The 14,441-nt window shown below is 74.2% G+C and carries 16 protein-coding genes; 15 read left to right on the top strand and 1 reads right to left on the bottom strand.

Features of this window, described 5'->3' with window-relative positions; all coding sequences use genetic code 11:
• Position 1: 1 nt before the first annotated feature.
• The 15 genes from Q1B24_RS12385 to Q1B24_RS12315 all read left to right on the top strand — a co-directional run bounded on the left by Q1B24_RS12385 (position 2) and on the right by Q1B24_RS12315 (position 13,530).
• Entirely contained in the window at positions 2–1,033 is a 1,032-nt protein-coding gene (locus Q1B24_RS12385) for a quinone-dependent dihydroorotate dehydrogenase (RefSeq protein WP_299928719.1), read from the top strand.
• A complete protein-coding gene (locus Q1B24_RS12380) occupies positions 1,026–1,871 on the top strand; it encodes a hypothetical protein (RefSeq protein WP_299928716.1) in 846 nt (281 codons plus the stop codon). The genes Q1B24_RS12385 and Q1B24_RS12380 overlap by 8 nt, the downstream gene beginning before the upstream one ends.
• Positions 1,868–2,731, top strand: a complete 864-nt coding sequence (locus Q1B24_RS12375; protein WP_299928714.1) for a tRNA-dihydrouridine synthase — start codon at positions 1,868–1,870, stop codon at positions 2,729–2,731. Before Q1B24_RS12380 ends, Q1B24_RS12375 begins: the two co-directional genes overlap by 4 nt.
• A complete protein-coding gene (gene pyrF, locus Q1B24_RS12370; protein ID WP_299928711.1) occupies positions 2,728–3,552 on the top strand; it encodes an orotidine-5'-phosphate decarboxylase in 825 nt (274 codons plus the stop codon). The genes Q1B24_RS12375 and pyrF overlap by 4 nt, the downstream gene beginning before the upstream one ends.
• Positions 3,549–3,995, top strand: coding sequence for a hypothetical protein (locus Q1B24_RS12365; RefSeq protein ID WP_299928708.1), 447 nt, complete (start codon positions 3,549–3,551; stop codon positions 3,993–3,995). Before pyrF ends, Q1B24_RS12365 begins: the two co-directional genes overlap by 4 nt.
• A 171-nt stretch (positions 3,996–4,166) precedes the next feature.
• Entirely contained in the window at positions 4,167–4,490 is a 324-nt protein-coding gene (mihF, locus tag Q1B24_RS12360) for an integration host factor, actinobacterial type (protein WP_191280582.1), read from the top strand.
• Positions 4,487–5,071, top strand: coding sequence for a guanylate kinase (gmk, locus tag Q1B24_RS12355; RefSeq protein ID WP_299928696.1), 585 nt, complete (start codon positions 4,487–4,489; stop codon positions 5,069–5,071). The genes mihF and gmk overlap by 4 nt, the downstream gene beginning before the upstream one ends.
• Before the next feature lie 15 nt (positions 5,072–5,086).
• Complete coding sequence (gene rpoZ, locus Q1B24_RS12350) at positions 5,087–5,398, top strand: DNA-directed RNA polymerase subunit omega (protein WP_172261153.1); 312 nt, start codon at positions 5,087–5,089, stop codon at positions 5,396–5,398.
• A gap of 13 nt (positions 5,399–5,411) precedes the next feature.
• Entirely contained in the window at positions 5,412–6,629 is a 1,218-nt protein-coding gene (gene coaBC / locus Q1B24_RS12345; protein ID WP_299928691.1) for a bifunctional phosphopantothenoylcysteine decarboxylase/phosphopantothenate--cysteine ligase CoaBC, read from the top strand.
• 71 nt (positions 6,630–6,700) lie between these two features.
• Positions 6,701–7,903: a methionine adenosyltransferase gene (gene metK, locus Q1B24_RS12340; RefSeq protein ID WP_299928688.1), complete on the top strand. Its 1,203-nt coding sequence runs from the start codon at positions 6,701–6,703 to the stop codon at positions 7,901–7,903.
• A gap of 141 nt (positions 7,904–8,044) precedes the next feature.
• Positions 8,045–10,054 carry a primosomal protein N' gene (locus Q1B24_RS12335; protein WP_299928685.1) on the top strand — a complete coding sequence of 670 codons (2,010 nt, stop codon included), beginning with the start codon at positions 8,045–8,047 and terminating at the stop codon, positions 10,052–10,054.
• Between the two features lie 247 nt (positions 10,055–10,301).
• Positions 10,302–10,847 carry a peptide deformylase gene (gene def, locus Q1B24_RS12330; RefSeq protein ID WP_299928671.1) on the top strand — a complete coding sequence of 182 codons (546 nt, stop codon included), beginning with the start codon at positions 10,302–10,304 and terminating at the stop codon, positions 10,845–10,847.
• A 13-nt stretch (positions 10,848–10,860) separates the two neighbouring features.
• On the top strand, positions 10,861–11,802 hold the full coding sequence (gene fmt, locus Q1B24_RS12325) for a methionyl-tRNA formyltransferase (RefSeq protein ID WP_299928668.1): 942 nt from the start codon (positions 10,861–10,863) through the stop codon (positions 11,800–11,802).
• Positions 11,799–12,212 carry an MmcQ/YjbR family DNA-binding protein gene (locus tag Q1B24_RS12320; protein ID WP_299928665.1) on the top strand — a complete coding sequence of 138 codons (414 nt, stop codon included), beginning with the start codon at positions 11,799–11,801 and terminating at the stop codon, positions 12,210–12,212. Before fmt ends, Q1B24_RS12320 begins: the two co-directional genes overlap by 4 nt.
• Positions 12,205–13,530, top strand: a complete 1,326-nt coding sequence (locus tag Q1B24_RS12315) for a transcription antitermination factor NusB (RefSeq protein WP_299928662.1) — start codon at positions 12,205–12,207, stop codon at positions 13,528–13,530. Before Q1B24_RS12320 ends, Q1B24_RS12315 begins: the two co-directional genes overlap by 8 nt.
• 21 nt (positions 13,531–13,551) lie before the next feature.
• On the opposite strand, the gene Q1B24_RS12310 is transcribed toward Q1B24_RS12315, so the two are convergent.
• Positions 13,552–14,301, bottom strand: coding sequence for an AAA family ATPase (locus Q1B24_RS12310; RefSeq protein WP_299928659.1), 750 nt, complete (start codon positions 14,299–14,301; stop codon positions 13,552–13,554).
• Positions 14,302–14,441: the final 140 nt, after the last annotated feature.

The following is a 14,441-nucleotide window of genomic DNA, read 5'->3' as shown; positions in this document are numbered from 1 at the left end:
CGTGCGCCCCTACGACGTCGTCTTCGAGCAGGCGCTGACCCGGTTCGACCCCGAGCGGATCCACCACGCGGCGTTCCGCGCGATCCGCGCGGCGGCCCCCGTCACCGGGCGGGCGGTCCGCGTGCCCTCGGCGCCGGTGCGCGCCCTGGGCCTGACGTTCCCGCACCCGCTCGGCCTGGCGGCCGGGTTCGACAAGAACGCCGTCGGCATCGACGGGCTCGCCGCGCTCGGCTTCGGCCACGTCGAGGTCGGCACCGTCACCGGTGAGACGCAGCCCGGCAACCCGACGCCGCGCCTGTTCCGGCTGACGGCCGACCGGGCGATCGTCAACCGGATGGGCTTCAACAACGACGGCGCGGAGGTCGTGGCCCGCAGGCTCGCTGCCTGGCGTGCCGGCGGCGGCTCGACGATCCTCGGCGTCAACATCGGCAAGACGAAGGTCGTGCCCGAGGACGAGGCCGCCCGCGACTACGAGAAGTCGGCCGGCCTGCTGGCCCCCTACGCCGACTACCTCGTCGTCAACGTGTCCTCGCCCAACACCCCCGGCCTCCGCGACCTCCAGGCGGTCGAGAAGCTCGAACCCCTGCTGCGGGCCGTACGCCGTCGCGCCGACGAGGTGCGCCCCGACCACCGGGTGCCGCTGCTGGTGAAGATCGCCCCCGACCTCAGCGACGACGACGTCCTGGCCGTGGCCGACCTCGCCCTCGCGACCGGGCTCGACGGCATCATCGCCACCAACACCACGATCAGCCGCGACGGCCTCGCCACCCCGGCCGCCCGCGTCGAGGAGGTCGGCGCCGGCGGCCTGAGCGGGCGTCCGCTCACCCAGCGGTCGGAGGACGTCGTACGCCTCCTGCGCGAGCGGGTCGGTCCCGACCTCACCCTGGTCGGCGTCGGCGGCATCACCACCGTCGACGACGCGCGGCGCCGGCTCGCGGCCGGTGCCGACCTGCTGCAGGCCTACACCGCGTTCGTCTACGAGGGGCCCCTGTGGCCCCGACGCATCGTGCGGGGTCTCGCCACGGATGCCTGACGAGCGGGGACCGGCCCGGGGGAGCGTCCACCCCAGCGTGCACGTCGACGGCGAGGTCGTCGCCACCAAGCGCGTCGGCGGCTACCGCCACCTGACCCTCACCGCGCCGGGCGTCCCCGAGCGGTTCCGCGCGGGCAACTTCGTCGCGGTCACCGTCGCCGGGCACGTCGCGCGGCGGGCGCTGTGGGTGCACCGGGTCAGGGCCTCCAGCGCGTTCGGTCCCACGCTCGACGTCGTCGTCGAGGCCCGGGGGAGCGGCACCGCGTGGCTCGCAGCCCAGCCCGTCGGCGCCCGGATCGCGATCACCGGTCCGCTCGGCCGGCCCTTCGCCCTGCCCAAGGACGCGGTGTCGTGCCTGCTCGTCGGGGAGGGCTACGCCGCGGCCCCGCTCTTCCCGCTCGCCGAACGGCTCCGTGAGCGCGGGTGCGCCGTCTCGCTCGTCGTCTCCGCACCCGACGAGGCGCGCCTGCTGTCCGCGCTCGAGGCGCGCCGCTCGGCCCGCTCGGTCACCGTCCTCACCGCCGACGGCTCGGTCGGCCAGCGCGGCACCGTCGCCGACCACGTCGACGACCTCGTCCGTCGCAGCGACGCCGACGTCGTCTACGCCGCCGGACCGCACGCCGTGCTCCGCAGCGCGGCAGGGGCCGCCGAGCGCGCCGGTGCGTGGAGCCAGGTCGCGGTCGAGACGCCGACCCCGTGCGGCACCGGCCTGTGCCACGGGTGCCCGCTGCCCGTCGTCGGCGAGGACGGTGTCGAGCGCGTCGTCCGCGCATGCGCCGAGGGCCCCGTCCTCCGCGGCGACCGGGTCCGGTGGGACGCCCTGGGAGACGACCGGTGAGCGCCGACCTGCCGGGGCCCGTGATGGTCGCAGCCGGGTGTGGCGGCACCGGGCGCGAGCTCGAGCCCTACGCCGGTCCGGACGGCCTCGTCGGCCTCGACCTCGTCACCCGCTCGATCACCCTCGACGCCCGCGCCGGCGGCCCCGGGCCGCGCGTCGCGGAGGTGCCCGGCGGGCTGGTCAACGCCGTCGGCCTGCCCAACCCCGGGCTCGAGCACTTCCTCGCGACCGAGCTGCCCTGGCTGGTGCGGGCAGGTGCCCGCGTCTTCGTGTCCATCGCCGGCTCGACGATGGGGGAGTACGCCGACCTCGCCCGCCGCCTCAGCCGCGCGCCCGGCGTCGCCGGGCTCGAGGTCAACGTCGGAGCGCCCGACGAGGTGGGTGCCGGCCTCTTCGAGGTGCGCGAGCCCTACCACTCGGCCAGCGTCATCGCTGCCGTGCGCCGCGAGTTCCCCTCCGACCGGCCCGTGCTCGCCAAGCTGCGCCCCGACGTGTCCCGCATCGTCGAGGGCGCCCGCTCGTGCCACGAGGCCGGTGCCACCGCGGTCGTGATCGGCAACGCCGTACCCGCCGCCTTCCCCGACGGGCGGGCCGGCGGCCTCAGCGGGCCGGCCATCGCACCGGTCGCCCTGCGGTGCGTCGCCGAGGTGCACCGCGCCCTGCCCGACGTCCCCACCATCGGGTGCGGCGGCGTCCACGACGTCCGGTCGGCCAACGCCTACCTCGACGCCGGCGCCGACGCCGTACAGGTCGGCACCGCCCTGCTCCACGACCCGACCACGGTCGCCCGGCTGCGGGCGGCCCTCGCGCCCGGTCCCCGCAACGACTCCCGCCCCGCCCCTCCCGAGGAGAACCGATGACGCCGTTCGGCACCCGCCTGGCCCACGCGATCGAGGAGCGCGGACGATTCTGCGTCGGCATCGACCCGCACGCCGCGCTCCTGCACGAGTGGGGCCTCGGCGACGACGTCGCCTCCCTGGAGCGGTTCGCCCTCACCGTGGTGGAGGCGGTCGCCCCCGTCGTCGGGGTCGTCAAGCCGCAGAGCGCGTTCTACGAGCGCTTCGGCAGCCGCGGCGTCGCGGTCCTCGAGCGGGTCGTCGCGGAGTCCCGTGCGGCCGGGGCCCTGGTGCTGATGGACGCCAAGCGTGGCGACATCGGCTCGACCAGCCAGGCCTACGCCGACGCCTACCTCGACCCCACCTCGCCGCTCGGCTGTGACGCCGTCACCGCGAGCCCCTACCTGGGCTTCGGCTCGCTCGACCCGATGCTCGAGGCCTGCCGTCGCCACGGCGGCGGCCTGTTCGTCCTCGCGCTGACCTCCAACAAGGAGGGACCGGAGGTGCAGCACGCGCGCACCGGCGACGCCACCGTGGCCGGCACGGTGCTGGCACACCTGCGCGCTGCCAACGCCGGGGCCTCGCCCGTCGGCTCGTTCGGGGCGGTCGTCGGCGCCACCATCGGCGACACCGACGAGGACCTCGACATCAACGGCCCCCTGCTGGTGCCCGGCTTCGGCGCCCAGGGCGGCACCGTCGACGACCTGACGCGCATCTTCGGAGCCGCCGCGCGGTGGGCGCTCCCGAGCTCGTCGCGCGACGTGCTGCGCGCCGGACCCGACGTCGGCGCGCTGCGTGACGCCGCCCTGCGCGGCAACGACGCCGTGCGAGGCTTGGGGGCGTGAAGCTCCTCGCCCCGGCGGTCCTGCTGGTCTGCGTGGCCAGCGTGGCGCTGAGCGGCTGCTCGGGCGACCCGCAGGCCGACTACTGCGAGGCGGTCGAGGCGCACCAGGCCGCGCTCAGCGAGGTCGCGGCGTCGGAGGACGCCGGAGCCGTGTTCGACGCCCTCGACGACTACGAGCAGCTGGCCGAGCTGGCCCCACGCGACATCGCCGACGACTGGGCGGCGGTCGTGGAGCCGTTGCGCGCGCTCGAGGAGGTGCTCGCCGCGCACGACGTCGACCCGTCGACGTACACCGCCGACGAGCCGCCGGCAGGCCTGGCCGCCGACGCCCGTGAGGAGATCGAGGCGGCTGCCCGCGCGGTCGGCTCGCCGGGCACCGTCGAGGCGATGACCGAGGTGGAGCAGCACGCGCTCGACGTGTGCGGGACGCCGCTGTCGAGGTAGCGACGGCCCGGGGGTGTCGTGCACGTCACCTCGTCCGAGCAATCGCGCGGGCTCGATTGCCTGCCCCGACGCGACCTGACTAGATTGACCCGCACCGCCCGGATCCCCGTCCGACGCCTCTTGTTCCTGCACCATGCACCCCGCACGTCCGACCCCAGAAGGATCGCTTTCGTGGCCTTGCCCCCTCTGACGCCCGAGCAGCGCCAGGCAGCCCTCGACAAGGCTGCGGCCTCCCGACGCGAGCGGGCCGAGGTGAAGAACCGCCTCAAGAACTCGGGCGGCTCGATCGTCGACGTGCTCCGTGAGGGCCAGACCAACGAGGTCATCGGCAAGATGCGCGTCGTCGAGCTCCTGCAGTCGGTGCCCGGCCTCGGCCGCGTGCGGGCCCGCCAGGTGATGGAGCGCCTCGGCATCGCCGAGAGCCGCCGGGTGCGCGGCCTGGGCGTCAAGCAGGTCGCTGCGCTCGAGCGTGAGTTCGGCCCCGACGCCTCGTGACCGACTCCGCCCGTTCCCGACTGATCGTCCTCGCCGGACCCACGGCCGTGGGCAAGGGCACGGTCGCCGCGGCCGTGCGTGAGACTCACCCCGAGGTGTGGATCTCCGTGTCCGCCACGACGCGCGCGCCCCGCCCCGGCGAGGAGAACGGCGTGCACTACTGGTTCGTCTCCGACGAGGAGTTCGACGCGATGATCGACAAGGGCGACCTGCTCGAGTGGGCGGTGGTCCACAAGGCCGCCCGCTACGGCACGCCTCGCGGCCCGGTCGACCTCGCCCTGGCCTCCGGGCACCCCGCGATGCTCGAGATCGACCTGCAGGGCGCCCGGCAGGTGCGGGAGACGATGCCGGAGGCGCTGTTCGTCTTCCTCAAGCCGCCGTCGTGGGAGGAGCTCGTACGCCGTCTCGTCGGTCGCGGCACCGAGACCGAGGCCGAGCGGGAGCGTCGGCTCGAGACCGCCCGCGCGGAGCTGGCGGCCGAGAGCGAGTTCGACGTCACCATCGTGAACCACGAAGTTCACGCCGCTGCTGACGAGTTGGTAGCCTTGATGGTTGGACCTGCTCCATCCGCATCTGACTAGCGAGGCACCCACACCGTGGCTTCTCCCACCATCGCCGCCGAGGGCGTGACCAACCCCTCGATCGACGACCTGCTCACCAAGACCGACAGCAAGTACAAGCTGGTGCTCTACAGCGCCCAGCGTGCCCGCCAGATCAACGCCTACTACTCCCAGCTCGGCGAGGGCCTGCTGGAGTACGTCGGCCCGCTCGTGGACACCCACGTCCAGGAGAAGCCGCTCTCGATCGCGCTCCGCGAGATCAACGACGACCTCCTGACCTGCGAGGACATCGACCCCGCCGCCGAGGCCGCTGCCGCTGAGGCCGCTGCCGGCGACGCCACGGAGTGACGCGAGCCTCCTGGTGACCATCAAGGTGGTCCTGGGGGTCTCCGGCGGGATCGCGGCCTACAAGGCCTGCGAGCTGCTGCGCCGGTTCACCGAGTCGGGGCACGACGTCACCGTCGTGCCCACGGCCTCGGCCCTGCAGTTCGTCGGCGCGCCGACCTGGTCGGCCCTGTCGGGCAAGCCCGTCGCCACCGACGTGTGGACCGACGTCCACGCCGTGCCCCACGTCCACATCGGCCAGCAGGCCCACGTGGTCGTGGTCGCGCCGGCGACCGCCGACCTGCTGGCCCGTGCGGCCCACGGCCTGGCCGACGACCTGCTCACCAACACCCTCCTCACCGCCCGGTGCCCGGTCGTCCTCGCACCGGCGATGCACACCGAGATGTGGGAGCACCCCGCGACCCAGGCCAACGTCGCCACCCTGCGCGAGCGCGGCGTGGTCGTCATCGAGCCCGCCGTCGGCCGGCTCACCGGCGCCGACACCGGCAAGGGTCGCCTGCCCGAGCCCGCCGAGATCTTCGAGCTCGTGCGCGGGCTGCTCGACCGCGGCGCCGACGCCGCGCAGGACCTCGCCGGGCGCAAGGTGGTCGTCTCGGCCGGCGGCACCCGGGAGTACCTCGACCCGGTCCGGTTCCTCGGCAACCGGTCCTCGGGGCTGCAGGGCTACGCCCTCGCCCGGGCGGCGGCCTCCCGGGGCGCCCACGTCACCCTCGTGAGCGCCAACGTGACGCTGCCCGACCCGGCCGGCGTGAACGTCGTACGCGTCGAGACGACCGCGCAGCTGCGCGAGGCCGTGGTCGCCGCGACCGCCACGGCGGACGCGGTCGTGATGGCCGCAGCCCCTGCCGACTTCCGTCCCACCGGGGTGAGCGAGGCCAAGATCAAGAAGGCCGACGACGGGTCGGCGCCGGCCATCGAGCTGACGCAGAACCCCGACATCCTGGCCGAGATCTCCCACGACCGGGCCCGCGACGACGCCGTCATCGTGGGCTTCGCCGCCGAGACCGGTGACGCCACCGGCACGGTGCTCGACCTCGGGCGGGCCAAGCTCGCCCGCAAGGGCTGCGACCTCCTCGTCGTCAACGACGTCAGCGGGGGCGCGGTCTTCGGCAGCGCCGACAACGAGGCTGTCGTCCTGGCCGCCGACGGTGCGACCGTGGACGTGCCGCGCGGGTCCAAGACCGTGCTCGCCCACGTCATCTGGGACGAGGTCGCCCGGCGATTCGTCGGGTGAGACACGCGTCCCGGATGCTGGTCAGCAGGTACGTTTGACCGAACCGTTCGACAGAAGAAGCGAGTGACGACGTGGCTGGACGCCTCTTTACCTCCGAGTCCGTGACCGAGGGTCACCCAGACAAGATCGCCGACCGCATCAGCGACTCGGTCCTCGACCACCTGATGGCCGCGGACCCCGACAAGGCCAACCTCCGGGTGGCCGTCGAGACGCTGCTGACCACTGGCCTCGTCGTGGTCGCCGGTGAGGTCCGCACGGGTGCCTACGCCCCGGTGGCCGACATCGTCCGCAAGGCGATCCTCGACATCGGCTACGACTCCTCGGACAAGGGCTTCGACGGCACGACCTGTGGCGTGCAGGTCGCGATCGGCGCCCAGTCGAGCGACATCGCCGCCGGTGTCGACGCCGGCCACGAGTCCCGCGTCGGGTCGTCGGAGGACGAGCTCGACAAGCGCGGCGCCGGCGACCAGGGCCTGATGTTCGGCTACGCCTGCGACGACACCCCGCAGCTGATGCCGCTCCCGATCACCATCGCCCAGCGGCTCGCCCAGCGCCTGACCGAGGTCCGCAAGGACGGCACGCTCGGCTACCTCCGTCCCGACGGCAAGACCCAGGTCACCATCGAGTACGACGAGAACGACCGCCCGCTGCGCATCGACACCGTCGTGCTCTCGACCCAGCACGACCCCGACGTCGAGCACGCGCAGCTCGAGGCCGACATCAAGCAGCACGTCATCGACTACGTGCTCGCCGACGTCGACCTGCCCTCGGAGGGCTACCGGGTGCTCATCAATCCCACCGGCACCTTCGTGATCGGTGGCCCGATGGGCGACGCCGGGCTCACCGGCCGCAAGATCATCGTCGACACCTACGGCGGCATGGCCCGCCACGGCGGTGGCGCCTTCTCCGGCAAGGACCCCTCGAAGGTGGACCGCTCAGCCGCCTACGCGATGCGCTGGGTCGCCAAGAACGTCGTGGCCGCCGGCCTGGCCACCCGCTGCGAGGCGCAGGTCGCCTACGCCATCGGCAAGGCCGCCCCCGTCGGCGTGTTCATCGAGACCTTCGGCACCGGCGTCGTCCCGGACGAGCAGATCCAGGACGCCGTCCTCGAGGTGTTCGACCTCCGTCCCGCCGCGATCATCCGCGACCTCGACCTGCTCCGCCCGATCTACGCCCAGACCTCGGCCTACGGCCACTTCGGCCGCGAGCTCCCCGAGTTCACCTGGGAGAACACCGACCGCGCCGACAAGCTCAAGGCCGCCGCCGGCATCTGATCCTCTTGCGGGCGCCCCCCCCTCTCGCAGAGTCCCCGCTCGAGCGGGGAGTCCGCCACTTCGAGGGGCAAACAACCCCCACCAGGCGTCGGAGTTCCCCACCAGGTCGGGCTGTCGGCACCCGCTGACAGAATCTGCCGCATGTCGTCCCACGAAGCCCCGGAAGCAGAGATGCTCCCGGGGCTTCGTGCTGCCGTCGACGACGCCCGGGCGAAGGCAGCCGCCACCCGCCGCCGCAAGGCCGCGGCGTGGCAGCCCGCCGAGACCGACCCCGTCGCCCGGGTGTTGGTCGACATCGCGCTCGCCCACCTCGACCGCCCGTTCGACTACGCCGTTCCCGTCGCGATGGCCGAGTCGGCCGTCCCGGGGGCCCGGGTGAAGGTGCGCTTCGCCGGCCAGGACGTCGACGGCTACGTCGTGGAGCGCGCCGGCAGCACCGACCACACCGGCACCCTCCAGCCGCTGCGCCGGGTGGTGAGCCCCGAGCCGGTGCTCGCACCCGAGATCGTCGAGCTCAGCGAGACGCTCGCCCGGCGGTACGCCGGTGCCCGGTCCGACGTGCTGCGGCTGGCCGTGCCACCCCGCCACGCCGCCACCGAAAAGGTCGCCTCGACGCCCGCTCCCGAGGCGCCGGCGCTCGGCACGCCGACGGCCTGGTCGGAGGTCGCACACGCCGACGCGTTCCTGGGCCACCTCGGGACCGGGAAGGCACCACGGGCGGTCTGGGCGGCCGCACCCGGGGACGACTGGCCCGCCATGGTCGCGGAGGCGGTCGCGACGACGTACGCCTCGGGGCGGGGTGCGCTGGTCTGCGTGCCCGACCGGCGCGACGTCGCCCGGGTCGACGCCGCCCTGTCGCACCTGCTGGGGGAGGGGCACCACGTGTGCCTGACCGCCGACGGGGGCCCGGCCGCGCGCTACCGCGACTTCCTCGCCGTCTCCCGCGGGGCGCGGCGCATCGTCGTCGGCACTCGATCGGCCGCCTTCGCACCGGTGCACGACCTCGGGCTCGTCGTGCTGTGGGACGACGGCGACGACCTCCACGCCGAGCCCCGGGCTCCCTACCCGCACACCCGCGAGGTGCTCCTCCTGCGGGCCGGGCAGCAGGGCACGGCGGCGCTCCTCGGCGGCGTGGCCCGCACCCCCGAGGCCCAGCAGCTCGTCACCACCGGCTGGGCGCACGAGCTGGCCGTTCCCCGCGAGGTGCTGCGCCGCCGGGCCCGCGTCGAGGTGGTGCCGGCCGAGGACCGCTCCGTCGGCACCCGCGTGCCGCGCGCCGCGTACGACGCCATCCGCCACGGCCTCGCGACCGGGCCGGTGCTCGTGCAGACCCCCCGCGCCGGCTACGCCGCCTCGCTGGCGTGCGACACCTGCCGTTCGCCCGCCCGGTGCCCGGTGTGCACCGGACCCCTGGTCGTCGACGGTCCTGCGGTGCCGCCGCACTGCCGGTGGTGCGGCCACGTCGAGCGGGCGTGGGCATGCCCGACCTGCGGTGGTCACGGGCTGCGCGCACCCGTACGCGGGGAGGCCCGCACGGCCGAGGAGCTGGGCCGGATGTTCCCGGGCACCACGGTCCGCAGCTCCAGCGGTGACCGGGTGGTCGACCGGGTCGGTGCGTCGGCCGACCTCGTCGTCGCCACCGTCGGGGCCGAGCCCGTCGCCGACGAGGGCTACGCGGCCGTCGTCGTCCTCGACACCTGGCTGAGCCTGGCCCGCGACGACCTGCGCGTCGCGGAGGAGGCGCTGCGCCGGTGGTTCAACGCGGCAGTCCTGGTGCGTCCCGGCGGCCACGTCGTGGCGGTGGGCGACCCGGCGCACCCCGCGCTGCAGGCGCTGGTCCGGTGGGACCCCGCCGGCTTCGCTCGCCGCGAGGCCCACGAGCGTTCCCAGGCGCACCTCCCGCCGGCCGCCCGGCTGGCGACGGTCACCGGCGACCTCGGCGCCCTCGACGACGTCCTGCACCTGCTCGACCTGCCGGACGGGGCAGAGGTGCTCGGTCCGGTCCCGGCAGACGACGAGCACCGGGTGCTGCTCCGCGTCCCGCGCTCGAGCGGAGAGGCGCTCTCCCGCTCCCTCGGCGACCTCCAGCGGGTCCGCTCGGCCCGCAAGCTCGACCCCGTCCGGATCCAGGTCGACCCCCTCACCATCTGACCCGCCCGGCGCGTCGCGGTCCGGTGCGGACGTCGTACGGCCACTGCCGGGCGGTCAGCGTCATCCAGATCCGCAGCCATGCGTCCGGGGACGAGCTGTCGCCCGTACGGCGCCTCGCCCCCCGAGCGTCATGGCACCCGGCTGCCCGCCGACCACCGGCCATGCGCCACCCGGTGCGCTTCCCTAGACTTGGCCACTGCTCGATCGACCCCACAGATCGATCCCACCCAGCGAGCGAAGGAGCTCCGTGGCCGTCCAGCCCATCCGTCTCTTCGGCGATCCCGTGCTGCGCCAGCGCGCGGTGGAGGTGGACGACTTCGACCGCGAGGTCCGCCAGCTCGTCACCGACCTGACCGACACGATGCTCGCAGCCCCGGGCGCGGGCCTCGCGGCACCGCAGATCGGCGTGGGCCTGCGGGTCTTCACATGGAACGTCGAGGGCGAGGTCGGCCACCTGGTCAACCCGTCCCTCGAGCTCTCCGACGAGACGCAGGACGGCGCCGAGGGGTGCCTCTCGCTGCCCGAGCTGACCTACGACTGCCTGCGCGCGCTGTCGGTGGTCGCCACCGGGTTCGACATGTACGGCGAGCCGCAGCACATCGAGGCCTCGGAGCTGCTCGCCCGCGCCATGCAGCACGAGACCGACCACCTCGACGGCATCCTCTTCATCGACAAGCTCGACACGGCCGCACGCAAGGCTGCGATGAAGGAGATCCGCGAGTCGGACTGGTTCGGCCTGGAGCGGCCGACGGTCCGGCTCTCCCCACACCCGACGAACGGATTCGCCCGATGAAGGTCACCAGCTGATGCGCGTCGTGTTCGCCGGTACCCCCGAGGTCGCCGTGCCCGCCCTCGACGCGATCGCCGCCAGCCGCCACGAGCTGGTCGGCGTCGTCACCCGCCCCGACGCCCCGAGCGGCCGCGGTCGCAAGCTGGTCGCCAGCCCGGTCGCGCAGCGGGCGGAGGAGCTCGGCGTACCCGTCCTCAAGCCCGAGCACCCGCGCGACCCGGACTTCCAGGCCGCCCTCGCGGCGCTGCGTCCCGACGCCTGTCCCGTCGTGGCCTACGGCGCGCTGCTCCCGCAGTCGGCGCTCGACCTGGTGCCGCACGGCTGGATCAACCTGCACTTCTCGGTGCTGCCCTCCTGGCGTGGCGCCGCGCCCGTGCAGCACTCGCTGTGGGCCGGTGACGAGGTCACCGGCGCGACGACCTTCCGCATCGTCAAGGCGCTCGACGCCGGACCGGTCTTCGGCGTGATGACCGAGACGATCCGGCCCACCGACACCGCGGGCGACCTCCTCGCCCGCCTCGCCGAAGGCGGGGCAGGTCTGCTGGTGCAGACCCTCGACGGGATCGAGGACGGCACCCTCGAGGCGCGTGAGCAGCCCGAGGACGGCGTCTCGTTCGCGCCGAAGATCGTCGTCGACGACGCGCGGATCGACTGGACCCACCCCGCGGTCGCCATCGACCGGCAGGTGCGCGCCTGCGACCCCGCCCCGGGCGCCTGGAGCACCTTCGAGGGCGAGCGGATCAAGATCGGTCCGGTGCGCCCCGTCGACCGCGAGGCGCTCGAGCCCGGCGTCCTGGAGGTCACCAAGAACGCCGTCTTCGTCGGCACCGCCACCACGCCCGTCGAGCTGGGCCAGGTCAAGGCGTTCGGCAAGAAGCAGATGGCCGCCGCCGACTGGGCCCGCGGCGTGCGCCTGGAGTCGGGCGTACGACTCGGTGAGCAGGACGCCCCGTCGTGAGCCGGCCCGCTCGGCCCGAGGACGTCGACGAGATCTGCGGCAGCCTGCCGGAGACCGAGCTCGGCATCTCCTGGGGCGACCGGCCCACCTGGAAGGTGCCGCGCGGCGACAAGGGCCGAGGGTTCGTGCTCTACCGCGCGCCCCACAGGAGCGCGGTCGACCCGGTGACGGGGGAGATGTACGACGACCTGGTCGTCATCACGACGCCGACCGAGGTCGAGAAGCACGCGTTGGTCGCGGACGAGTCCACGCCGTTCTTCACCATCGACCACTTCCGGGGCTACGCCGCGGTCCTCGTGCAGCAGTCCCGGCTCGGCGAGATCGGCCGTGACGAGCTGGAGGAGATCATCACCGACGCCTGGGCGGCCAGGGCGCCCAAGCGGCTCGTGCGGGAGCACCTCGGTGGGTGAGCGCCGCCGCCCCGTCGACAAGGCGCGCCGCGCGGCGCTCGACGTGCTCACGGCCGTGCGCACCGACGACGCCTACGCCAACCTCGTGCTGCCCCAGGTGCTGCGCAAGCACGGTCTCCAGGGCCGAGACGCCGCGCTCGCGACCGAGCTGTCGTCCGGGGCCATCCGGATGCACGGGTTGTACGACGCGGTGATCGACGCCTGCCTGACCAAGCCGCGGCTCCAGCCCGAGGTGCGCGACGTCCTGCGTCTCGGCACCCACCAGCTGCTCTCCATGCGGGTCCCCGACCACGCGGCGATCTCGACCAGCGTCGACCTCGTCCGCGCCACCGTCGGCCAGGGACCTGCCGGCCTCGTCAACGCGGTCCTGCGTGCGATCAGCCGTCGCGACCTCGACGCCTGGGTCGCCGAGGTCGCCCCGGACCGGAACGACGACCCGCTCGGCCACCTGGCCGTCGCGCGCTCGCACCCGCGCTGGGTCGTCGAGGCGCTCGGTGAGGCGCTGGCCGCGACCGAGGGCACCGACGACGAGCTCGACGCGCTGCTGGAGGCCGACAACGCCCCGCCGCGGGTCACGCTGGTCGCCCGCCCCGGCATGGCGACGCTCGAGGAGCTCGAGGCCGCCGGTGGCACGCGCACCGGCCGGTCGCCGTACGCCGTCACGCTGGCCGGTGGCGACCCGGCCGCCGTCCCCGCGGTCGCCGAGAGCCGTGCGGGCGTGCAGGACGAGGGCTCGCAGCTCGTGGCGCTCGCGCTCGCCGACGCTCCGGTGGACGGACGGGACGAGCGGTGGCTCGACCTGTGCGCCGGACCGGGCGGCAAGGCGGCCCTGCTGGCTGCCCTCGCCGCGCAGCGCGGGGCCGTGCTCGTCGCCAACGAGCGGCAACCCCACCGGGCCGCGCTGGTCTCCTCCGCCCTGCGCGCCACGCCGCGCGGGTCCGCCCACGTGCTTGCCGGGGACGGGATGCGTCCCGCCTGGCTGCCGGGCACCTTCGACCGCGTGCTCGTCGACGCGCCCTGCTCGGGGCTCGGTGCCCTCCGTCGACGTCCCGAGTCGCGCTGGCGGCGCACGCCCCACGACGTCGAGGAGCTGGTCGCGATCCAGCAGGTGCTGCTCGATGCCGCGCTGGAGTCGGTGCGCCCCGGTGGGGTGGTGGTCTACGCGACCTGCTCGCCGGTGGTCGCGGAGACCAGCGACGTCGTACGCGCCGTGCTCGAGCGCCGCGGTGACACCGACGAGGTCGACCGCTTCCAGCTGTGGCCGCACCGCGACGGCACCGACGCAATGTTCGCGGCGACCGTCCGGCGCCGGGCCTGACGAGCGGACGTCGAGCCTGGCTCAGCCGTCCTGGAGGTGGCGCAGGTAGGACCACGGCTCGGCGAGGTAGCGCCGCCAGTGGTCCACGACCTCGAGATCCTCCCAGGCGGACTCGCGCAGCCCCCACGGCCCGGCCTCCAGGATGCGGGCGCCCGGCATGGCGGCGAGCACGGGGGAGTGGGTGGCGCAGAGCACCTGGCCGCGACGGGCGACCACGCGCTGCAGCGTGGCGACGAGCCCCAGCGTGGAGGAGAACGACAACGCGGCCTCCGGCTCGTCGAGGCAGTAGAAGCCCTGCCCGGTGAACCGCGACTCCAGCACTGCCAGGAACGACTCGCCGTGGCTCATCTCGTGGAAGGCGACGTCGTCGTCACCACTCGTCCTCGGGTGGTCCTCGATGTAGGAGTACCAGCCGTGCATCGTCTCGGCGCGCAGGAAGAACCCCCACTTGCTCGCCCCGGCTCCCCGCGCGAGCTGGAGCGCGTCGCCGAGCGGCGACTCCGTGGCACGTGAGGAGTGGCGGCTGTGCGTGCTGCCACCCTCGGGCGAGAGGCCGAACGCGATGGCGACGGCCTCGACCAGCGTCGACTTGCCGGAGCCGTTCTCGCCGACCAGGAAGGTGACCCCGGGGCCGAGGTCGAGGCCGTCACGCAGCACCTGGGTGACGGCGGGGATGGACGCGGGGTAGCGGTGCGCGGCGAGCTCATGGCCGGCACGCGCCTCGACGCGGCGCACGGGGTGGCGAGCGACGTCCTGACCCCGCAGCGGCATGGCGCCCAACCTAGTCGGTACCTCGGACAGCCCCTCGCCTCCGAAGGGCCGAGGCCACAGCCCGACCCAAGGTTGTCCGTGGATCGGCCACCAATTGGGGTGACTTCCGTGTGTGGACGGTTCACATCCTTTGCTCTGAC

The organism is uncultured Nocardioides sp. (assembly GCF_947488025.1).
Classification (GTDB): domain Bacteria; phylum Actinomycetota; class Actinomycetes; order Propionibacteriales; family Nocardioidaceae; genus Nocardioides.
Note: the sequence above shows the minus strand (reverse complement) of the source record. Positions and strands in the feature narration are given on the sequence as shown.

Bases quoted from the DNA above. Each gene is read 5' to 3' on its own strand.
- Q1B24_RS12310 (WP_299928659.1), bottom strand. From the start codon at position 14,301: ATGCCGCTGCGGGGTCAGGACGTCGCTCGCCACCCCGTGCGCCGCGTC.
- Q1B24_RS12380 (WP_299928716.1), top strand. From the start codon at position 1,026: ATGCCTGACGAGCGGGGACCGGCCCGGGGGAGCGTCCACCCCAGCGTG.
- pyrF (WP_299928711.1), top strand. From the start codon at position 2,728: ATGACGCCGTTCGGCACCCGCCTGGCCCACGCGATCGAGGAGCGCGGA.
- fmt (WP_299928668.1), top strand. From the start codon at position 10,861: ATGCGCGTCGTGTTCGCCGGTACCCCCGAGGTCGCCGTGCCCGCCCTC.
- Q1B24_RS12335 (WP_299928685.1), top strand. From the start codon at position 8,045: ATGTCGTCCCACGAAGCCCCGGAAGCAGAGATGCTCCCGGGGCTTCGT.